Source organism: Phycisphaerales bacterium (genome assembly GCA_016716475.1).
GTDB lineage: Bacteria > Planctomycetota > Phycisphaerae > UBA1845 > Fen-1342 > JADJWG01.
In genome coordinates this window covers 232430-253239 of record JADJWG010000002.1, presented here as the reverse complement: position 1 = coordinate 253239, position 20810 = coordinate 232430, and the positions used below count along the sequence as shown (strand labels likewise).

The window sequence follows — 20810 nt, the reverse complement described above, 5'->3', positions numbered from 1 at the left end:
GCCTCCTCGCTATTTTGTGTGGGTAACCTGAGCGATGGCCGGCAGCTTGAAGTCGAGTTTTCCGGCGATCAGGTAGACCATGGTGATCAGGTAGTGGGTCGAGCGGAAGCCGCGGGCTTTTCTCTTGGCCGACTGGATCAGGCTGTTGATCGCCTCCAGCGGTCCGTTACTGATTCGCGAAGTGAACCAGCGCAGCACGCCGGCCCAGTGCTTCTTGATCGTCTTGGCCGCCTTGATCATGGCCGGAATCCGGCTGTGGGTGGCCCAGAAGTACCACTGCTTGAGCAGCGGTTCAGCCTCTTCCACGGTGTCGCAGGCGAAGAGATCCTGGAAGACACTCTTCATGTGCGTGGCCCGCACGGTCGCCAGCTTGCTGGAGCAAACTCGTCAAAGACGCGGGCCTGCTTCTCGGTGCGGTTCCAGTCGTTCTTCAACCAGACGTAACGCGTGCCCTTGAGTTCCGGGTGTGTCCGCTGTTCCTCACGCCGGACCTGATCGACCGCAGCCCCAGCAGCTTCATCAGGTGGAAGTTGTCGAAGGTCAGTTGGGCCTCCGGGAACTGCTCGCGCAGACCGTTGATGAACGCCGCCGACATGTCCAGGCAGGCCTCCTCAATCTGCTCGGCCCGCCCGCCGTGAGCCTCCAGGTCGCGCTTGAACGCCGCGACGGTCCGGGCATCCTTGCCTTCGGTGGCGAACAGCACCCGGCTTGGCTCGTTGCCCAAATCCATGAACACGCTGATGTAGTTGTGGCCGCGCGGGCGGAAGTCTCGTCCACGCCGATGGCGGTCACCGGCGAGAAGTCCGCCGCGCGCGGGCCCGCTCGACATAGTGCTGCAAGACCCGCCACACCCGCGTGTCGTGCTCACCGATCAGAACGGCCACCTGCGCCGGCGTCATGCCGCCCTGCACCAACATCAGGATGAACGCCTCCATCAGCAGCGTAAAACCCGAACCCGGCCGCGACCACGGCACTTCAACCGTCTTGACCCCGTGGTCCGGACACTCGACCCGCGGTTGCCGGGCGTGCAATAGCGTCTTGTGCTGAAAGAAGTTCAGGTGCCGCCAGGTCCGCTCCGTGCTGTCGTAGGCCCCGCAACCGGCGCGTCCGCACTCCGGGCAAGCGAAGCGGCTGCCGGAAGGAAGTCCAGCCAGAGTTCCAGCTGCTGCCGGTCCCCGGAAAACTCGATCTTGCTGACGACCCACGGCTCGGCCAGCCCCAATGCCACCCGGAACAGCTCCTGCATCTGATCGCGCATCACTCGGCTTCCTTGCAGTCTGGCCGCGAACTCTCCGGCGGCTTCCTTCTCACCGGAGGGAAAGAAGCCGGGGTTCAGGGGCAGAGCCCCTGGCGGGGTTTGGGGCGGAGCCCCATCGGATGCCGCTGCGGCCGCCTGATCCGCCGCATCCTCTCCGACCGCCGCCCGATCGAAAAGCGCCAGACCCCGCACAACTTACGTCACCAAGCTCACGGTCTTACCCACACAAAACAGCGAGGAGCCTACTAAAGGGGGATCGCCGCGCCCACGCTCACTTCGCAGCCGCCTCCACGGCCAACCGCTGCGCGACCTCCTCACCCCAACGGGCGTACGCCCACGCGTACTGGGTCGGGTCGGTGCAGATCAGTCGCTCCAAGCCACGAACATAGCGCTGCGTGATCATCCTGATGGGGTCGGGGGCTTCCGACCAGTCTGGCGGACGAATCACGTCGACAGAGATGAACTCGAACCGGAAGGAACGACGTACGCGGCGTAAACCCGCAACAACAACCTCGGCTCCGTACTGCTGCGCGAGCAGACCCACGGTCTTGGGGGCGGTCGCCGGCAGGTCGAAAAAAGTGATCGGCACACCATGACGCGGTGCGGCGTGGTCCGCGACGAGTGCAACTGTACCTCCTGTCGCAAGGATCTGCGGCACACGGCGCACTGCTTCATGGTCGGGCACCAATTCGCAACCGCCGAGGCCGCGTACACGGTGACGCAAGCGATCGAAAGCTGCATTCTCGTGGGGGCGATACACCACGGCCATCGCAACACCGGCGAGACCGAAAAAGAGCGGTAGCAGTTCAAACGGCCCGAAATACGCGGTGATGAGCAGCAGCGGTTGCCGCCGCGCTTGAGCAGCGTGCAGATCAGCGAGCCAGGCGGCCGGCGGACGGCCCCCATAACGTGACACGGTGCCCGGGTGGAGCAGGCGCGGAGCAAGGAGCAGGTCGGTGAGATTCCAGATGCGCTGCACAAATGACTCGGCGGCAACCGCGGCGATCAGGTGCGGCGGCAACCGGCGGCCCAGCGCAGCGCGGCAGTGTCCCACGCTGCGCCAGCGTAGCGGCGGCAGGAGCGCATAGAGCAACCGGGCCAACACAGCGCTCACCGCATAGGCGCCGGCCGGCCCGAGCCCGGCGTAGACGATGGCCAACAGTCCGCGATACATGTCTGCCAGGCGGACCAGGGTGCGTGCACCCACCGTGCGCACACCACGCGCCACCATCATCAGCCACCGCGCTTGACACGGTGCACGAGCGTCTGCGCCGAGGTCTTGATACCCTGCATGAGACCCTTGAGGGCCTCGCGGTTCGGGGCGTACTCCATGGCGATGTCCGTGTAGACGAGGCCCTGGTCGATCAGTTCGGCGAGGGAGTGGGTGAAGTTCCGCATTCCGGATTCACGACTGCCGTTGATAATCTCCGGCAGGTCGGTGTCGGCGGCTTCGCGAATCTTCTCCTTCACGATGGCCTCACCGAGCAGCACTTCCGTGGCGGGCACACGTGAAATCTTCGGGTCGATCGAAGGCACGAGACGTTGAGCACAGATCGCCTTGAGACTGTTCGCCAGCGAGCTGCGAATGAAGGCGTGCTGATCCGGCGGGAAGAATTCGAGAATGCGGCCGAGCGCCTGCATCGTGTCGGCTGTGTGCAGCGTGCCAAAGACGAGGTGGCCGGTCTCCGCCGCCTGGAGCGCGGCCATCAGCGTTTCGCGGTCGCGCATTTCACCGATGAAGATCACGTCGGGATCCTGTCGCACGGCGCCGCGTAGCGCATCGGCGAAATTGACAACATCGAGCCCGATCTCGCGCTGCGAGACGAAGGCCTTCTTCGGGTGGAAAGTGTACTCGATCGGGTCTTCGATCGAGATGATGTTGACGGGTTGCAGCGCGTTGATGTGGTCGATCATGGCGGCCTGCGTCGTGCTCTTGCCGCAGCCCGTCACGCCGCAGACAATCACCAGCCCTTCATTGGTCTCCTCCGACAGCTTCCGGAAGATCGGCGGCAGGTGCAGGGACTCGAAGTCGGGAATGGTCCCCTTCACACGACGAATCGCCGCGTGCATCTGGTCGCATGAGCGCATGATGTTGATGCGGAAACGATCACCGTTGGGCAGGTGATACGCGAAGTCGAGTCCACCCAGCTCCTCGAAGATGTGCCGGCGCGCCGGCGGGATCAGCGGCTCCATCAAGCGCTCGATGACCCTTGAGTTGACCTCGATCTTCGGCAACTGGGTGCGCCGCAGATCTCCGGCGATCCGGTACGCGGGCGGTACGCCGGTCTTGAGGTGCAGGTCGCTGGCGCCCAGGGATTCCATCTGTTCGAGCAGCGGTGTGATCGACTCCGGCATCGCAGCCATACAACACCTCGGCAAACAGGAAAGGTGGACGCGGCCCGGCGGCCGACGCCATGGCGCACAGGATATCCGCGTCCATTACCCCCCGGCAACCATGCGCCACGGCTGCCGACTACGGCGTGGCCTCGTCCAATTCGGTGCGCCACACCGTCGCACCGCGATCCTCGCTGACCGTCACAATCGCAGCACCGTCCGCACAATAGGCCAGCGCCTCGCCCTGGCGCTCGATCGCGAGCCGCAATGACTCGGGGGGCTCCGCGAAGAACGCCGCAAAAGCACCGGCACCGGCAAGGTCCGACGAAGCTCGGGGCGGCCGGCGCCACTCCCACCCGTCCAGGTAACAGCGTACAGCCAGCCGCGTGCCATCCGGGCTGATGTCGGCGGCCGTCACGATCTGGGCGCGTGGCGTGGCCATTGGCAACCGCTCCGAGTGCACGAGCGGGAGGATGTGCTCGCCGCTCTCTGGCCACGGTGCCGCCAGACGGTAGATGCGCATCAAACCGTCGATGCGCTTGGTAAGGATGTAGCCGTCACCGGTCCAAGGATCGACGACAAACGCCTCCGCATCCTGCGGTCCATCCGCGTAGCGGAAAACCGTGCTCACCGGCCGCACACGCACGGTCGGGGCCGCCGCCGGATCTTCGGGCGGCACACGTTCGGACGGCTGGGATGTGGCGGCGCTGGGCAACTCGGGCTCCGGGAATCGATGCACGGCCACCGTCCGGCGGCGGGCACTGTTGTCACCGATATCGGCCACGCACACATCGAATGTGCCGTCCGCAGCGCCCGGGGCAAGCGCGATGTCCTCAAAGTCCACCGCGCGGATACCTTCCAGTACGATGACCGCCTGCGTGCGCCCCTGCCCGTCGATGACAAAGACGCGGGCACTGTCGCCGGAATCGTTGTGTACATAGAAAAGCCCGGGATAGCGTCGGCTCGCAACGAGTCCCGAGGCCTCCGCGATGCGGGGATCGTTCAGCGTGCCTTGGGGCTCCGGCGGACCGGCGGCGACCGTGGGACCGCAACCCCCAAGCAGGCCGGTGGCGGCGAATACACTCAGGCAGAGGAAGTGGTATTGAAACTGGCGTGATCGCAAGGCCGTATGGCGGGCATCCCACGCCAGTGTACCGCGCTGGCGTGGCGGGTAGACGAGTCGCATCAGAGCACCGTCCGCAGTATGTCACCCGAATAAATGGCATTCGGCATCACTTCACACTCGGCCCAGCAGCCGGGGCAGCCATCCACCCAGGCCCGCGCTTCGCGCGTATCTTCGTTGTGCCAAACCTCTGCGAACGATTGGTGCTTCAGGTTGCCGACCTTCTGCGTGTTGAACTGGCAGACCGGTACGCTGCCGTCGGGCAGGACACGGATGTGGCTGCGCAGGGCGACGCAGCGCGGCTGCGGCTTCGGGGTCGCATCGTCACGCAGGCGCGCCAGCAAGCCCCGCAGGTAGTAGCGTTTCCCACGCCGCAACAACGGCGACCTGAACTCGTCGACGCGCTCCAGCTCGCGCTCGACGAAACCCACCGCGTCGACACCGGCGAGCTTGGGATGCAGCGGGTAGCCCCGGGGCACGATCAGGTGCTCGGCCGACTTTCCGTGCAGCGTCAGGCCGTACATCGCGGAGTCGGCATAGGCCAACACCGAGTGCACTTCGACACCGAGTGCCCCCAGGGTCGCGCGCAGCCCCTCGTTGTCGGCCAGTGACTGGGGGGAGATCACCGTGTGGTTCGCGCTCACCTCGATGCCATAGCGCTCGCGGAAGTCCGCCAATACCCGCACCGTCTCGACGGCGCGGCGAAACGGCACACCCGGTCCCCGGTTGCTGTTGTGCTCCTCCTCCAGCCCGTCGAACGACACCATGAAGCGCAGCTTCCGCGGCGCAGAAAAGCCCTCCACAAACGACTGCACGCGCTTCCGGTACGAGCCGTTCGTCGTGATGTGCAGGACATCCGGTCGGGAAGCGGCATAGACCTGTTCGGCGATTTCGGCAAAATCGGTCCGGAGGAAGGGCTCGCCCCCGGAAAGCCGCACGACATCCAGCCGACCAATCTTCTCGAACACGGTGCGAACATCCGCGGGGGTCAATTCTTCGCCGGGCGGAATCTGCCACGAATCGCACATCTGACAGCGCGCGTTACAGCGAAAAGTGAGGAGATAGGTGCACCACGACGGTCGGGGCACCCATCCCATCCGGTTCTGCACCACCGCACTGGTCCACGTCGCAAGGCGCATCCGCACCCGGCCTCCTTCATCATCCGTCGCGCGCCGCAGCACGGCGCCAATCCGTTCGTGGGAATGCTAGCCGACCTCGACCTGCTCCGCAGCCACCGGCCTCCGACCGGTCAGTTCCGTGATGAAGCGTTCGATCGCGTCGACCGCCTCCTGCCGGCCGTTGCGCGCCGATCGGCGGATGTTCGCATGGTAATGCTCCTCCTCCGCCAGGAAGTGCGCAATGTGCTCGGCGGAGAAGTCCGCATGCCGGACGCATTGCCCCAGACCGGCGCGCTGTAAGGCCGCCCCGTTCAAACGCTGCTCGACACAGTCTTCGGGCATCACGAGCATCGGCTTGCCCAACTGTACGGCTTCACCCACCAACTGGTTGCCGGCTGTGCTGATGATCGCCCGACAGTTCGCCATATCCTCGACAAACGGGACATTGCTCGGCGGGCGGAACTGCAGATTTCCATCAGTCCCACGGCGCGGTACGCCGTAAATCCGTACCGGATGCCCCGCTGCCCTCAGGGCGGCCTCGATATGCGGGCGGAACAGGTGTGCGCCCTTGTTGAAGTAGAGCAGTAGGTAATCGCCTCGGGTCGGCTGCGCCCGCAGCACCGCGTCGCGCAAGAGTGGACCAACGATTTCGACGCGCGGCCAGCGCGGCCGCGCGTCGTAGAAGCTGGAGACAATGATGCGTTCCGGCCGGCCCATGAGCACACGGTAGACGAATACGTCACGACGGCTGAGAATCCGATCTCCGAAAGGAATCTGTGGTCGACAATAGACCATGATTCCGAAGTGGTCGAAACCAATCCGCGGGATGCGCAGGTAGCGGGCGATGCGGTGCATCCATGGCTCGGCGTCGGAGATCACGACGTCGGGATTGAAGTCCAGGACCGCATCGCGCACGGCCTGGAACTGCGGGCCGCGCAAGAGCATGTCGAGCACGTGCCAACCGTTCCGCCGTGCGGTGAGCAAAGTCGAAACCTGCCCGCGCGCGTTGTACACATAACCCAGGGTCGGTATGCGCACGACCGGGTAGTCGATCGAGAGTTGATCGTAGGCATCACCGCCCGCAAAGAGCCGCACCTCGTGTCGCCGGCAAAGGTCCGGCAGGACCGAGGCGGTGCGCGTAGCGTGACCCCGCCCATAGCCGAACACACCGTACGCGATTCGCATGCCGCGCTCCTGGAGGTGCCGGTGCATTGAACCTGCGTCGTGTAAGGATAGCATGAGGACCGGCCGCGGGCAGCCGATTTTCTGCCGGAGTTGTCGCGGTGGCAGAAGTGGCTGGCCGCTCAAGTCGGCGTGGCGCGCTCCCGGCCGATGCTTGCGAGGAGCCCCGCTGCGAGCCCCAGGACGACCACACCGGAGCCGCCGGCCGAGACAAACGGAAGCGAGATGCCCTTGGTCGGAATGCTGTTGGTCACGACGGCGATATTAAAGGCCGCCTGCAAGGAGATCATCAACGTCAGGCCAAGTGCCAGCAGCTTGCCGAATGGATCCGCAGCCCGCGCCGCGACGCGCCAACCCCGCCACAAGAGGAGCAGGAACAGCAGCACGACGGCCAGCCCGCCGACGACACCCAGTTCTTCACAAATCACGACAAATATGAAGTCGTTGTGGTCCTGCGGGATATAGCCGTATTTCTGAATGCCGCGGCCGAGGCCCAGGCCGGTCCAGCCACCAGAGCCGATCGCCAGCAGGGCCTGGTGAATCTGGTATCCCTCGGCCGAGGGGTCCGGGGCATCGGAAAACCATGTGAGTAAACGTGTCCGGCGATACTCCTTGCCGAACAGGAATACGGCCCCGGCGACCGCGATCGGGACCGCCAGCATAAGCAGGTGCAGCCACCGCGCCCGACCTGCCACCAGCAGACAGACCAGCACGGCGCCCATGAGGGCGGCGGTGCCGAAATCCTCGATCACCGTAAGCAGGATGATCAGTCCGGCCACAGCGACGGTCGGCACGAAGCCGGTGGTGAAGTGGCGGATATCACCGGCCAGCACCGTGCCGCCGGTGGAAACGCCCCATTCGGACTCGAGTGGCCCACTGGTGCGCGCAGCGCCGTAACCCCGAGGTCGTGACATCATTGCAGCAAGCCAGACGACGAGTGCGACTTTGCCCAGTTCCGAGGGCTGGAATCCAAAACCAAGCCCCGGCAGTTCCATGGCACGACGAGCGCCGAGGGCCTCACGCCCGATACCGGGGATCAGGACGAGCACGAGCAGGAGCAGCGCGATGCCCACGGGAACCACCACTCGCACGCCACCCCAGGGCCCCGACCAGGCGAAGACCCGGTAGTCGAGGTGGGCAACGGTGAGCATCCCGATGAAGCCGACCAGCGCGAACAAGCCCTGCCGCAGCGGGCTGTTCAACCAGTTCCGCCAATCGAAGGGTTCCGCTTCAATCGAGACGCTCGCGGAATAGACCATGGCGACCCCTAGCGTCATGAGCACGCCGGTCAGAAAGACGATGGTCCAGTCGTAACGCTGCCGGACACCGGAGTGTTCGTGAATGTACGGGCCGAGTGTCACCGCCAGCGTTCCTTCCGCCATGCTCGCCTTCTGACCGCGGGTCCTCCCCGTCAGCGCAGCTTCACCGTCCACAGCGCGAAGGCCGCAAACAGGGCCGCGAGCAGCCAGAAGCGCATGACCACCTGGGTTTCGTTCAATCCACCGAGGTGGTAATGATGATGCAGCGGCGCGCAGCGGAACACCCGCTGCCCACCGGATAGCTTGTAATAGCCCACCTGGATCAGCACGGACAACGCCTCGATCACGAACACGCCGCCGACGATGAACAACCACAGCTCCAGCCGTGTGACGATCGCCACATACCCGATCAGGCCGCCCAGCGGCAGGGAACCCGTGTCGCCCATGAACACCTGGGCCGGGTAGCCGTTGTACCACAGGAATCCCAGGCAGGCCCCCACGATCGCACCGCACACCACCGCCAGTTCGGCGGCATGCTGGATGTAGCGGAAATCGAGATTCCGGGCATAAGTCTCCGTGCCAATGACTACCGCCAGCAGCATGAAGGCGAAGGCGGTCAGCGTCATGCAACCGCTGGCGAGGCCATCCATCCCGTCGGTCAGGTTCACCGCGTTGGATGTGCCGACCACCACAAGCACCGTGATCAGATAGAACGCGGGTATGCTCAGAGCGGTGAGCCCCTGCTTGTAGAAGGGGACATTCAACGCGGTGAAGTTGAGATTGTACGGTGCGGCGAGGTCGGGCCCCCAGCGGGCCTCGTCCATCACCGCGGCCCCATAACGGTGCACGAAAATCGCCAGCAGCACGCCCAAAGCCATCTGAAAGACCAGCTTCTCCCAAAAGCGCAGCCCCGTACGCGTGCCCGAGCGGCGCCCCGCCGTGAGCTTCAGCCAGTCGTCAATACTGCCCAGGGCAGCCAGCCACAACAGGCAGAAGATCCCGAGCAGCACGTAATAATTGTCGAGCGCGGCCAGCAGCAGCGTCGTAATCAGGATGGCGAAGACAATCAGGACCCCGCCCATCGTCGGCGTATTCGCCTTGTTCCGCATGATCTCGTTGAGCGATTGGTGGTCGAACTCCGGCCGATCTCCAATTTTGAGCCGCACCAGCAGCCGGATCACGCGCGGCCCGAGCGCCCACACCACGCCGAAGGCGACCAGGATCGCCATTACGGCACGGACCCACGGCTCCTTGTAGAAATAACCGCGCCCCTCACCCAGCCAATCCATCAGGTGGAACAGCATCTTACGCCGGCGACCTCGCGCAGAGCGCCTCCCGCAGGGGTACCACGAGCCGATCCAGTTCCACCGCCCGGGACGCCTTCAAGAGAACCACGTCGCCTGCTTGCAGCGTTTCCGCCAGACGCTCCTGGCACTCCGTCACATCCCGGCAGCACTCGATGGTCGGACCGAATAGCCCGCCGCTCGACATCGCGTCATACATGCTCTCAACCGCGGCGCCCACCAGTACGACCCGATCGACTCCACTCTCACGCAGACTCTCCGCCAACTGCCGGTGCAGGTCGGCCGACCGTGGCCCGAGTTCGCGCATCTCACCGAACACCGCCACGCGCTGGCCGCGGCACGGCATGCGCTGCAGCACATCCAGGGCGGCCGCGGCGCTCTGCGGGTTCGCGTTGTACGCATCGTTGATCAGGGTGAGCCCGGCAAACTCGAGCAGCTCGTTACGCATGGGCGGCGGGGTGAAAGTTTCCAACCGTGCCGCGGCCTCCGGATAATCGAAACCGAGCCGCCGCGCGATGGTGGCCGCACCGGCTGCATTGAGCGCGTTGTGCACGCCCGGAATCCGCAACCGGAACGGAAAACGCTCATTCACCCGGAAAGTGAGCCAGGGGGAGTCGTACTCCGGCGATGTGATCCGCACGTCGGCATCCGGATGCCGACCGAAGGTTGTCAGGCGCGGCTGACCGGTCGGCAGGAATTCTTGAATCTCAGGTGCGTCGATGTTCACGGCCGCAAAGCCGTTCGGCCGGACATGCTTCAGAATGGAGCACTCTTCGGCCGCCACGCCCGAGAGATCGCCGAGACCCTCCAGGTGCTCCTCGCCGATACAAGTCAAGACGACCATATCGGGCTCGACGAGGGCTCCCAACTCGGCCACTTCCCCCGGTGCGTTGGTGCCGATCTCGACCACGAGGTATTCATCACCCTGCTCGGCCGACAGCAGCGTCAACGGCACACCGATCGCATTGTTGAAGCTCTTGGGGGAGCAGCGTCCGCGCAGGCGCGCGCTCAGAATGTGGTGAATCATGGCCTTGGTGGTGGTTTTGCCGTTACTGCCGACCACGGCAATCACCTCGGCCGCAATCTGTTGCCGGTGAAAGGCCGCAAGTTGTCCGAGCGCCCGGGTCGTATCGTCCACCTCGATCAGTACGGCTGCCGCAGGCAGAGGCAAGTCCGCCGACCGCAGTTGCTCCGCGATACGCGGCGCAGAGCTCTCCGCGACTACGGCGGCCACCGCGCCGCGCCGCAGTGCGTCCAGCACAAAGGCGTGTCCGTCGAAGCGCTCCCCGCGAATTGCGAAGAAGAGATCACTTGCATCCGTTGTACGCGAATCCGTCGAAACCCCGGCCACGCTGACCGTGGACAACTCGCCCCACGGCCGTCCGGCCATCGCCTGCACCGCTTCGCTCAACACCAGTTTGATCACGCGCGCTGCCTCTCCGTCCCGGTCGTGGCAGCCGACAAGCTCGCGGCCGCCGCGATCGCAACCTCCACATCGTCGAAATGAATGCGCTGCGAGCCGATGATCTGGTAGTCCTCGTGCCCCTTGCCTGCGATCAGCACTACGTCACCGCCGGTGGCCAAACTCAGCGCCGCATGAATGGCCGCGGCTCGGTCCGGATCGGTCTGTACACGCACACGTGCGGCCGGGTCGAAACCGGTAAGGATCTCGGCGATGATCTCCGTGGGAACTTCGGAGCGTGGGTTGTCACTGGTCACGTAGATCGCATCCGCGAACTCGGCGGCCACCCGCGCCATGCGCGGCCGCTTGGTGCGGTCGCGGTCCCCACCGCACCCGAAAACGACGATCAGGCGGCCGCGCGTCAGCGGCTTCAGCACACTGAGCACGTTTCGCAGGGCATCATCACTGTGGGCGTAGTCCACGAAGACATCCGCCGCACTCTCGCACGGCACTCGTTGCAGCCGCCCGGGGACATTCCGCAGCGCCGCCAGTCCGTCGGCAATCGACTCCACCGGCACGCCGACCGACCACGCCAGGCCGGCGGCGGCCAATGCATTGTAGACGTTGTGCCGACCGACCAAGGCATTCTCCAGCACCAGTTCGCGGCCGTCGATCCGCAGGCGGTAGTAGGTCCCCTCGCTTGTGCTGCGCGAAATGGTCGCCGAGATCTCGGCCGGCGCATCGAGCGCATAGCCGATCACGCGCGCGGCCGTCCGCGCCACCATGTGCCGATGCTCCGGATCGTCGCGATTCACCAGCGCCACAGCATCAGCCGCCAGTCCTTCAAACAGGCGCGCCTTGGCCCCCCGGTAAGCCGCCAGCGTGCCGTGGTAGTCAAGATGATCACCACTCAAGTTCGTGTACGCCGCCGCTGCGAACCGCAGCCCCTCGGTGCGGCGCTGATCCAGCGCATGGCTCGAGACCTCCATGACGGCCGCAACGGCCCCGTGGTCCGCACACTCGCGAAGATAGGCGGCGAGGTCGAGCGGTCCCGGCGTGGTCATGGGAGCTGCGACACTGCGCCCGCACAGTTCGTACTGCACCGTTCCCAGCAATCCGCAGCGCCAGCCGGCCGCCCGGAGAATCGCGCGAGTCATGAAGGTCGTGGTGCTCTTGCCGTTCGTGCCCGTCACGCCGAGCAGCTTCATCCCGCCGCACCCGTCGGCCGCGAGCCCATACCAGCGCAGCGCAAGTTGCGCCAGCAGCATACGCGCGTCGGGGATATCCACGATGCGCGGGTCACCTGTATCCGAGAACCCTTCCCCCAATACCAGTACCGCACCACGCGCGAGTGCCTCGGGCACATGGTTCCGCCCATCGGACTGTGTGCCGCGCAGGGCCACAAAGACCGCGCCGGGGGTGATGCGGCGCGAATTGTCGCAAACCGCCGTGACAACTTCGGTCGCGCGCGCCTGCCATGCAGCGGACGGCACGAGCCCTGCGAGCAACGCCCCCACATTCCATGCGGGGATCGCACTTCCCACGTGATTCATCGCGACGCATCCATGCAGTTCGCCTGGCACACGGCGGCCGACGCAGCGGCTTACCCTCCGCTCGCGCGCCTCCGGAGTATTTATACGCCTTCCGCTTCGCGGGCGGAACCCCTCGGGCCCGCGGCAGTCCGCAATCACCGGCGCCGTGCAGGACTGGAGACGACCTCCGGCAGTTCCCGCGGCACCCGCATGTAGGTCAGCACATCCGCGATGATGTCGCGCACCACTGGAGCCGCCACGACACCACCGTAATAGGCCTTGCGTGCGTCGGGCAGATAGACCGATACGAGTACCACGACCCGCGGATGGTCCGACGGCGCCCCGGCGATGAACGAACCGATGTACTGCCCAGGCAAGTAGCCGCGCCCACGGCCGCCGGCGACCTGCGCTGTGCCCGTCTTGCCGAAGACCTGCCATTCTTCCAGCTTCGCCGTCCGGTGGGCGGTGCCCTCCGTCACCGTCTCCACCAGGGCCCGCAGGCGGAACTCACGGGAAGTTTTCTCACTCAACACGCGCCGGATCGCAACCGGCTCGGAATTGTCCACCAGCGTTTCCCCGTCCGGCCCCACTACTCCACGGATGATCCGCGGTCGATAAAGAATTCCGCCATTGCAGAAGGTGCTGAACGCGCTCACCATCTGGAGAGGGGTGACCGCGATCTCTTGCCCGATCGGAATGGATTGCGGAGAGAAGGACGGGTTCCACTTGTCAAAACTTTGCACGAGACCCGTGTGCTCACCCGGCAGGCCGATGCCGGTGACATCGCCGAAACCAAAACTCCGGACGTAACGGTGCAGCCGTTCCATCCCGACACGCGCCCCCACCATGCCCATGCCGATATTGCTCGACTTGCTGATGATCTGGTGCAACGGCAGCGGTCCATGTGGATGCGTATCGCGGATCTGCCGCCGACCGAAATTGTGCACCGCCCCTCCGATCGGGAAGACCTCGTCCAGGCGCGCCACCCCCTCCTCTACGGCCAGCGCAGCCACAAACGGCTTGAAGATACTGCCTGGCTCGTACGAATCCGTGACCACGCGATTCCGCCAGAGGGCCTGCGGCCCGTCCGGATCCTGCAGCCGTGGACCCGCGAACTCCTCCGGCAGCGACTGATCCGGCGCGAGGAACGGAACTGTCGCCATTGCAAGGACTTCGCCCGACTGCGGATCGATGACCACGCCGGCCACCCATGCCGGCCGGTACTCCCGGTAAGCCCGAGCCAGGTGCCGCTGCACGATCTGCTGAATGTAAGCGTCGATGGTGAGATAAACCGTACCGCCGTCACGCGCCGGCTCGAACGCCTCCGGAGCCGCCACCAGCGTACGCCGCCCCACGTCCACCACCACCGATCGCCGCCCCGGTCGCCCGGCCAGAACCGCGTCGTACATGGCCTCGATACCGGCCCGGCCGATGAGGTCTTCGTAGCCGCGACCGGCACCGGTACCGGCTTGCAGCATCTCTGTCGTCACCTCCCGACCATCAGAACCGCGCAGGCCGGGTCCGACGAACCCCAGCAACTGGGTGGCGACTGTGCCCTGTGGATATTCTCGCTGCGGCTCCTCCTGCACGATGAAGGCCCGTAACCGTCGGGCCGACACCACCCGCTCGAGCGCGGCAACCTCGTCCGCCGTAATCGCTCGCTTGAGCCACTTGAAGCGAACTTCAGACTCGGACCAGGTGCGCAGATCCCGTTCCAGCTCCTCCGGCTTCATCCCAAGCACCGGCGCTACACTTGTGGCCGCGAACCGCGCCGAGAGAGCATCCGGCACAAGCCCAGGGTCCACAAACACCGAAGGGCGGCGGGTGGTCCCCGCCAGCACCCGGCCGCGCGTGTCCAGTATCTCGCCGCGCCGTGCGGGGATGGTCCACGAGGTGCGCTGCTGGCGCTCCGCGCGCTGCCGCAGACTTTCACCCTCTGTGGCAGCGATGTAGGCCAGCCGCCCCGCGCCACCAGTCAACAGCAGCGCGACCACCGCGACCAGGATGCCACTCCAGCGCATCGAACCAACCTCACCCCCCACCTGACGACTACCTGAACCCGCCCCCGCATGGACTGATCCGCGCAAACCTATCTGCGACGCGGCGGTGCGACCGGCGGCGCGGTCTCCTGTGGTAACGTCCGCTCCACGGCCAGTTTAAGCTGCTCCCAAATCTGCATCGGACTTCGGAGGCGGGCCGCCTCAATCTCGCGGTCTGCAATCTGCTGCACAATCAGTTCTGTCTCACGCTCCACGCGTGCAACTTGATGGTGCAGTCGCGCCGTATCCGCGCGCAACATCACCACGGCCAGCATCAGTACAAGTCCCAGCAACAGCACCAGAATCGTACGGAACAGCGTCATCAGCGCAGAGACTCCGCCACCACAGGACCGCTGCCGACTCGATTCCGGCGCCAAACGTACGCTGTGGCACTAACGCAGCGCGATCCGGTCCGCAGGCGGCAGCTTGATTCGCATACCCGGCTGTATCCTGTGCGGGTTAAGCTTCTCGTTCAACTGCAGGATCTCGCGCCAGCGGGCACCATCGTCGAGTTCACGCTGGGCGATTCGCTCCAGAGTATCCCGCGGTTGAATCGTATACCAGCGTTCAGCCGACTTCTGGGCGGAAGCCGGAGCAACAGCACGCTCCACCGGTTGTCCCCCAGCAACCGCTCCCGGAGCTGTGGCCGAAGTTGGCTCCGCCGCAACCGGAGGAAGCAGCAGTTCCTCCCCCACCAGCACAACCGCATTCCGCCGCTTCGCGATCTGCGGATTCGCCTCCAGCAAAAGGCGCACATAACGCGTATCCGTCGACTGGTAGTGCCGGCGCGCGATCCGTGTGAGACTGTCGCCCGCGGCGACCGTGTAAGTTTGCCGCGCCGTGGCTGAACCGGCTGCTGGCACGGGCCCTGTGGGTGGCGCCACCACCGACATGGGCTGAGGTGGCTGGACCGCCGGCACATCGACGGGTGCGGACTGCTGGTTGGAGACCGGCCGGGCCACCAGCTCCGGCGGCTCCACCTTGCGGGCGGCGAGAGCAGTCGGCGAGGGCGGAATCCGCAACTCCGCTGCTGCAACGACCGGGTCTTCCTTCCGTTGTAACGGCGGTAGGGCGGGCCGCTCCGCTGTGATGGGGCCGTTTCGCGACGTGCTGCAAGCGCCTCCGCGGACGTGGGGTGCGCGTCGGCCTCCGTATCAAGCCGCGCCAAAGGGTTGGGGCGATTGAACTGCCGCGCCCGCTCTTCGCGCCATTCGACATCTCCGGCAATCAGCCCGGGATGTCCCGCCACCGGTCGACTGGCGTACTCGGCGGCATGGAGGAGCGGGGCCGCCGCGACAACACGAGGCGTCTCAACCTGATACATCAGGCAGCAGAGTCCTGCCATGAACGAGACGCAGACTGCCATCGCTGCTTTCACGTTGAGCGCCATCGCAACCTCCTCACGCACGCGGGGCATCCATCCGTGCGGCTGCCCGCATCTTCGCACTGCGGCTCCGTGGATTGGCCCGCCGCTCCGCCGTATCCGCGATCACCGGTCGTTTCGTCAGTTCTTCAAAAGTGCCCGCCTGGCGTGCCGCACGCAGGAAGGTCTTCACCAGGGCGTCTTCAAGACTGTGGAAGCTGATCACCACCAGCCGCCCGCCCGGGCGCAGGTGTTCCGTCACCGCACTCAGGCAACGCTCCACATTCTCCAACTCACGGTTCACCGCAATCCGTAACGCCTGGAACACACGCGTTGCAGGATGCGTCTTCCCCTCGCCGGCTCCCGCCGAAGCAACCGCCCCGGCCAGCGCAAGCGTGGTCGTGATTCGGCCGCTGTGACGCACCTGGCAGATGCGCTTCGCAATGCGACGGCTGGCTGACTCCTGGCCATTCCGCCAGAAGAGGTCCGCGAGTTCGGCTTCGCTGAGCCGGTTCACGAGGTCCAGGGCGCGAACATCACCACCAGGGTCGAATCGCATGTCGAGCGGCCCGTCCCGGTCGAACGAAAATCCCCGCCCGGCATCTTCGAATTGCGCTGAGTTGGCCCCGAGATCGAGCAGCATATGCCGCACTTCGGACAGGCCGCACTCTGCCAGCACGGTCGGAAAGTCGGCATAGTTCGCATGGTGTAGAGACAACCCGCGGTCCAGCCATTCCACCAGCCGTTCACGCGCCTGGGCAAGCATGAGCGGATCAAGATCCAGACCGATGTAGCGCCCACCGGGCTGGATGCGCGGGAGCAAAGCGGTTGCGTGCCCACCCAGTCCCACTGTCCCGTCCAGAATCACGTCACCCGGTTGCGGATCGATATGCTGCAGCACCGCTGTCAGCAGCACGGGCTCGTGTTGGAACGCTGTGGAAGCCACGGCAACGCACCCGCCACGTCTATGCGGGGAGGACTGGACATGTCGCCCCGCAGCCCGCTAGAGTGCACGCACGCTCTGCGAACTTGCGCGAAGCGAAACCAAAAGGGGCCGCCGCCGGCCATCCATGACCGGCGGCGAACCTAGGACTGGACAGCCCGGCACGACTGTCCTGCGGAGCATGCCACACTTCCTTGCGTGGCGCGGCACCCCGCTACCCACTGCGGGGCCCGGCTCCCGAATCTGTGTGGGCCGCGGCGACGCGCCGCTCGAAAACGCGCCGCCGCAGCCCACCCCTCACGAACCCAACCCTGTCGCTCGCTCGTTCGCCGACGTCTCCATCGGCGTCGCACCGGTCTTCCCGGCCGGCACCAGTTGTTTCACCTCTTCGATGGCCCGGGTCCGCCGCTCAGGATAGGCGTCCCACATCGCGGCCTCGAAGGCCTCGTAGTCTTTCCGCGACCACAACTCAAGGTGGTCCCGTACGCCGAGCAAGGTCACGTCGCGCTCAAGTCCCGCTCGTCGCAACATGCGCTCCGGAAACAGGACCCGGCCCTGGTTGTCCGGCTCCAGCAGAGGGCTGTTCGCGTACTCGAATTGGCGCCACTCATACGCTTCATCCGTCAAGGCGTCGTCTGGTGGCACCTCGCTGCGCAGTCGCTCGAAGTACTTCTCCGGATACAGCGCTAACGTGCCCTTCCGCCTTCCGGGCATCACGTAGAATGAGTGCCCATCAAGCTCTTCGCTCAGCTTTCTCCGGATTGCGAACGGGATGGACAGCCGGTTCTTTGTGTCGACTGTCAGATCGTGAGCGCCTGCCAGAAACATGCTCACCACCGCTCGCCTTGGTCCACCTCGAACCACTTGGCTCCCTTGATAGGGATCACATTGGCAAATATACCACCAAAGCACACAGTTGCAAGGGCTCCTGGGCCAATTTCTCGGACGGAGACTCAAGAATGTAAAAATGGGGAAGATGCCCGCTGCGGGTGCGGTTACGGCAAACTACAAGAAATGGTAGTAGGGTTAATCTTAACCACAATTAGTATGATGGTTTGAACCCGCAGCAGCTCAAATCCCTGCTATTTTGGATTCGGAGGGATTTTTTAGCGGACAGTGCGCACGGGTCGCGGTCGGGTGGGGAAAAGTGGGTCCGGTGGCAATTGCCACGCCCACTAGTTGGGGGTCGGCCGGGCTGCGAGTCGCTGCCAGTTCGCTCGCACAAGCTGCAAACCGTGGACACAGCACTCAAACTGTTCACTGAGCTGCTGCAGGACCTCTGGCGCGGGTCGGTCATGAGGATCGGTCAGTTCACTGGCAATCCCGTACGAGCGTTTACCCTGTCGCAGATAAAGGTCGAAACGATCGATGCCGCCCTGGTGTCGCGGCCGCAAGTGCTCGGGGTAGACCCCGGTCCAAAACAGGGTGAAGTCCCCGATGTACTTGTTCACGAGCCGCCGGCGCTGGGTCTCGGGCACCTCCGGGCCGAGTGCGGCCGCGGCCTCCATCTCGGAAAGCTCGCGGATGACCTTGTGATCGATCGTCTTGAGCCGGTAGATACGATCGACATGGACAAAGTCGCTCAGCATCTCGCCTAAATACGTGGTGAGTTGCGTGTCGCAAATTCCGATGTCGACCATGAAGACCTGCTCGACCAGCCCGTCAAACAGCTTGCGCAGTGCGATATATGGCTCAAAGTTCGGCGTCATCTCCGATACCTCAGCGGCGGTCGGCTACCCAACGCGCGCAATCCGGAGTCGCGTCCGGAGGATTCTAGGAGCGTGCGCCGCGCCGGCGTGCAGGGGGCCCGACCCGGTGCCCCGGCCAGTGAACACGGTCCTGCGGGAAGATCGGCACGGTCCCACGCGCGGCTTCAGCGTACCCCGCCAACCGGGATGGAGGCCTGTCCATATTAAACTTCAAAGCCCCATAACCAAGGCATACTCGCAGCCCCCCACCCCCCGCTCACCCTACTCGACCGATACGAACTTGCGAACGTTTCGCTCCAACTCCTCCGCGGTGTACTCGCGCGCCAGATCAATCGGCAGGAAGACACCGTGGGCGTGGTCGCTGGCCAGGATTAGCAGGTTGCCAATGCGGCGGTGGCCCATCTCCTGCGGTTGATGACCCACCACGAAAACGCGGGCCCCGAACAGACCGGCGTACTGGGCAACAACTTCCGGTGTGTGGAAGCGTCCCCACACGATCGCGTACGCCGGCCCACCCGCGGCGACATCGCGGGCCGTGGGCTCGCGCTCGAAAATGGTCAGGTCGAAATTCGTCATGAACAGCGCGTCGGGCAGACTATGCGAAAGGAATATCCCGTTGGCGAGCCGTGCGGCCAACGGCAGCGACCGGGCGTAATCCTCGACGGCCGCAAGGATGCTGTCCGCCGCCGGCCCATAGCGCTCTTTGACGCCGCGCGCGAAATCATGCAGTACCAGGCGCCCCCCCTTCGTGATCTCGTGGCCCACCAGCTGGGAGAGTTCGTGATTCGATTGCAGGAAGAAGACATTGTCGGGGTGTTCGCACTTCCAGGCCGCCGCACGCACGAGCAGGTCGATCGAGTAGTCGGGGGCACCGGGCGGGTCGGGCTCCATGTGAATCAGTTCGTGCATCACGACGTAGCGGCCGGGGCTGCGTTCGAGTGCGCAGAACCGCTGCAGTTTCTCGAAGTTTCGCAGGTGACCATGGAGGTCCCCGGTCATGACAACCTGTCCCGCGCGGCCGAAGTTCAGGAGGGAGCCCGAGCGATTGGGATCATCACGATTCAGTTGCGCGGCTTCGCGGAGGACGCGCTCGGCGGCGACCGGATTGGCGAGTGACTCCACGACTTGACCTTTCCTCGGGAACCCGAACGGAAGCGGATCGTACGTTGCCGCGGCGCGGCGCGTCTGTCAACGGCGGGCGAGCCCGTCACCCCCGGGAGGGCGCCAAACGAGCGCGCTGTCGCGCTCGATGACGTGGAGAACGACATCCAGGCGGGCGATGACCTCTTTCATGTCACGCGGGCGCTCAACCTTCTGAGTATTGCAGCACTCGACGATCAGCTTGGAGAGAGGCAAGGGCACGGTTGGGTTGACCTCATGCGGCGGAAAGTTGCCGCGCTCCGATTCGAGCGCGATGCGCGTGCCGGTGGCCGGCCCCAGGTTGATGAGCGTGCGAAACCACTTCCCGGTCACGAGGCGATACATGGTGGCGCCGAGGTTGTAGACGTCAGTGCGCTGGTCGATCGGCTGACGGTGGAGCTGTTCGGGGGCAATGTAATCGGGGGTGCCCTGTACGCGCTCTTTCGTGTACCCGAGCGGACAACTCTGCCCGAAGTCAATGATCTTGACCCCACCAGTGCGTGGAATAAGGACATTGTTCGGTTTGATATCGGCGTGGGCAAATCCCTGCTGATGCAGCGCCGCAAGCCCCTCGGCGATCTGGCGGAAAGTCGTCAGCAGGGCGGGCAGCGTTTCCGGCGGCTGCTCCTCGAGCAGTTCGCCCTCAACATACTCCATGATCAGCAATACTTCCCGGGTAACGAACCAGCGCCGGACCCGCACAATGTCATAGCACTTTCGCAGAAAAGGGTGTTCAACGGCGGCGGCGACATCATACTCATTCTCCGCCTGGGCAATGAATTTCTCGTCTTCGTTCCCCCGCCGCACGACGTGTTTGACGACAACCTGACGGTTGCGGTCCAAGTCGCGCGCCAAACTGATGACCGCGCCCGCCCCGCGGCCGAGACGCGCCACGACTTCGTAGCCCGACAGAATGGGTACCGCGCGTGTTGGCATCCGCCGCTATGCATCCCGACGCGACGAAGGCCCAGGGCCCGCGGCCCACCGCATGTCAGCCACCGTCGTCCCTTCTGATACGCCGCATCGCTCCGCAAGTCCAGTGGGCTGCCCCCGGCCCACGCCGACCGTACCAATGAGAAACCCCGCACCTCGCCATACGCGGGG

General features: G+C 64.9%; 17 protein-coding genes and 1 pseudogene. All 18 read right to left on the bottom strand.

All coding sequences use genetic code 11. The features are described 5' to 3' along the window. Positions 1–9 precede the first annotated feature (9 nt). Positions 10–1246, bottom strand: a pseudogene (locus IPM18_08625) (ISL3 family transposase). Between the two features lie 283 nt (positions 1247–1529). Next, on the bottom strand, positions 1530–2492 hold the full coding sequence (locus IPM18_08620) for a lysophospholipid acyltransferase family protein (GenBank protein ID MBK9119649.1): 963 nt from the start codon (positions 2490–2492) through the stop codon (positions 1530–1532). Beyond that, the gene (locus IPM18_08615) at positions 2492–3622 is read right to left on the bottom strand and encodes a PilT/PilU family type 4a pilus ATPase (GenBank protein ID MBK9119648.1); all 1131 of its coding nucleotides are present in this window, start codon (positions 3620–3622) and stop codon (positions 2492–2494) included. Before IPM18_08615 ends, IPM18_08620 begins: the two co-directional genes overlap by 1 nt. Before the next feature lie 109 nt (positions 3623–3731). Continuing rightward, positions 3732–4778 carry a hypothetical protein gene (locus IPM18_08610; protein ID MBK9119647.1) on the bottom strand — a complete coding sequence of 349 codons (1047 nt, stop codon included), beginning with the start codon at positions 4776–4778 and terminating at the stop codon, positions 3732–3734. Then, entirely contained in the window at positions 4778–5854 is a 1077-nt protein-coding gene (locus tag IPM18_08605) for a radical SAM protein (protein ID MBK9119646.1), read from the bottom strand. The genes IPM18_08610 and IPM18_08605 overlap by 1 nt, the downstream gene beginning before the upstream one ends. Positions 5855–5920: 66 nt before the next feature. Continuing rightward, positions 5921–7018, bottom strand: coding sequence for a hypothetical protein (locus IPM18_08600; GenBank protein ID MBK9119645.1), 1098 nt, complete (start codon positions 7016–7018; stop codon positions 5921–5923). 119 nt (positions 7019–7137) lie between these two features. Further along, positions 7138–8397, bottom strand: coding sequence for a cell division protein FtsW (locus IPM18_08595; protein MBK9119644.1), 1260 nt, complete (start codon positions 8395–8397; stop codon positions 7138–7140). Between the two features lie 29 nt (positions 8398–8426). Beyond that, complete coding sequence (gene mraY / locus IPM18_08590; protein MBK9119643.1) at positions 8427–9578, bottom strand: phospho-N-acetylmuramoyl-pentapeptide-transferase; 1152 nt, start codon at positions 9576–9578, stop codon at positions 8427–8429. 1 nt (position 9579) lies between these two features. Continuing rightward, positions 9580–11004: a UDP-N-acetylmuramoyl-tripeptide--D-alanyl-D-alanine ligase gene (locus tag IPM18_08585; GenBank protein ID MBK9119642.1), complete on the bottom strand. Its 1425-nt coding sequence runs from the start codon at positions 11002–11004 to the stop codon at positions 9580–9582. Continuing rightward, positions 11001–12533 (bottom strand): UDP-N-acetylmuramoyl-L-alanyl-D-glutamate--2,6-diaminopimelate ligase, encoded by a 1533-nt coding sequence (locus IPM18_08580; protein MBK9119641.1) that lies wholly within the window; start codon positions 12531–12533, stop codon positions 11001–11003. The genes IPM18_08585 and IPM18_08580 overlap by 4 nt, the downstream gene beginning before the upstream one ends. A gap of 134 nt (positions 12534–12667) precedes the next feature. After that, entirely contained in the window at positions 12668–14533 is a 1866-nt protein-coding gene (locus tag IPM18_08575) for a penicillin-binding protein 2 (GenBank protein ID MBK9119640.1), read from the bottom strand. 68 nt (positions 14534–14601) lie between these two features. Further along, positions 14602–14874, bottom strand: coding sequence for a hypothetical protein (locus IPM18_08570; protein MBK9119639.1), 273 nt, complete (start codon positions 14872–14874; stop codon positions 14602–14604). 69 nt (positions 14875–14943) lie between these two features. Then, positions 14944–15573 (bottom strand): LysM peptidoglycan-binding domain-containing protein, encoded by a 630-nt coding sequence (locus IPM18_08565; protein ID MBK9119638.1) that lies wholly within the window; start codon positions 15571–15573, stop codon positions 14944–14946. Between the two features lie 378 nt (positions 15574–15951). Further along, entirely contained in the window at positions 15952–16860 is a 909-nt protein-coding gene (gene rsmH, locus IPM18_08560) for a 16S rRNA (cytosine(1402)-N(4))-methyltransferase RsmH (GenBank protein ID MBK9119637.1), read from the bottom strand. Between the two features lie 294 nt (positions 16861–17154). Further along, a complete protein-coding gene (locus tag IPM18_08555; protein MBK9119636.1) occupies positions 17155–17691 on the bottom strand; it encodes a hypothetical protein in 537 nt (178 codons plus the stop codon). A gap of 341 nt (positions 17692–18032) precedes the next feature. Then, complete coding sequence (locus tag IPM18_08550) at positions 18033–18566, bottom strand: hypothetical protein (protein MBK9119635.1); 534 nt, start codon at positions 18564–18566, stop codon at positions 18033–18035. A gap of 261 nt (positions 18567–18827) precedes the next feature. Continuing rightward, positions 18828–19688, bottom strand: a complete 861-nt coding sequence (locus IPM18_08545) for a hypothetical protein (protein MBK9119634.1) — start codon at positions 19686–19688, stop codon at positions 18828–18830. Positions 19689–19754: 66 nt separating this feature from the next. Further along, complete coding sequence (locus tag IPM18_08540; protein ID MBK9119633.1) at positions 19755–20642, bottom strand: serine/threonine protein kinase; 888 nt, start codon at positions 20640–20642, stop codon at positions 19755–19757. Positions 20643–20810: the final 168 nt, after the last annotated feature.

Bases quoted from the DNA above. Each gene is read 5' to 3' on its own strand.
- IPM18_08620 (MBK9119649.1), bottom strand. From the start codon at position 2,492: ATGATGGTGGCGCGTGGTGTGCGCACGGTGGGTGCACGCACCCTGGTC.
- IPM18_08615 (MBK9119648.1), bottom strand. From the start codon at position 3,622: ATGGCTGCGATGCCGGAGTCGATCACACCGCTGCTCGAACAGATGGAA.
- IPM18_08610 (MBK9119647.1), bottom strand. From the start codon at position 4,778: ATGCGACTCGTCTACCCGCCACGCCAGCGCGGTACACTGGCGTGGGAT.
- IPM18_08605 (MBK9119646.1), bottom strand. From the start codon at position 5,854: ATGCGCCTTGCGACGTGGACCAGTGCGGTGGTGCAGAACCGGATGGGA.
- IPM18_08600 (MBK9119645.1), bottom strand. From the start codon at position 7,018: ATGCGAATCGCGTACGGTGTGTTCGGCTATGGGCGGGGTCACGCTACG.
- IPM18_08595 (MBK9119644.1), bottom strand. From the start codon at position 8,397: ATGGCGGAAGGAACGCTGGCGGTGACACTCGGCCCGTACATTCACGAA.
- mraY (MBK9119643.1), bottom strand. From the start codon at position 9,578: ATGCTGTTCCACCTGATGGATTGGCTGGGTGAGGGGCGCGGTTATTTC.
- IPM18_08580 (MBK9119641.1), bottom strand. From the start codon at position 12,533: ATGAATCACGTGGGAAGTGCGATCCCCGCATGGAATGTGGGGGCGTTG.
- IPM18_08575 (MBK9119640.1), bottom strand. From the start codon at position 14,533: ATGCGCTGGAGTGGCATCCTGGTCGCGGTGGTCGCGCTGCTGTTGACT.
- IPM18_08570 (MBK9119639.1), bottom strand. From the start codon at position 14,874: ATGACGCTGTTCCGTACGATTCTGGTGCTGTTGCTGGGACTTGTACTG.
- IPM18_08550 (MBK9119635.1), bottom strand. From the start codon at position 18,566: ATGACGCCGAACTTTGAGCCATATATCGCACTGCGCAAGCTGTTTGAC.
- IPM18_08540 (MBK9119633.1), bottom strand. From the start codon at position 20,642: ATGCCAACACGCGCGGTACCCATTCTGTCGGGCTACGAAGTCGTGGCG.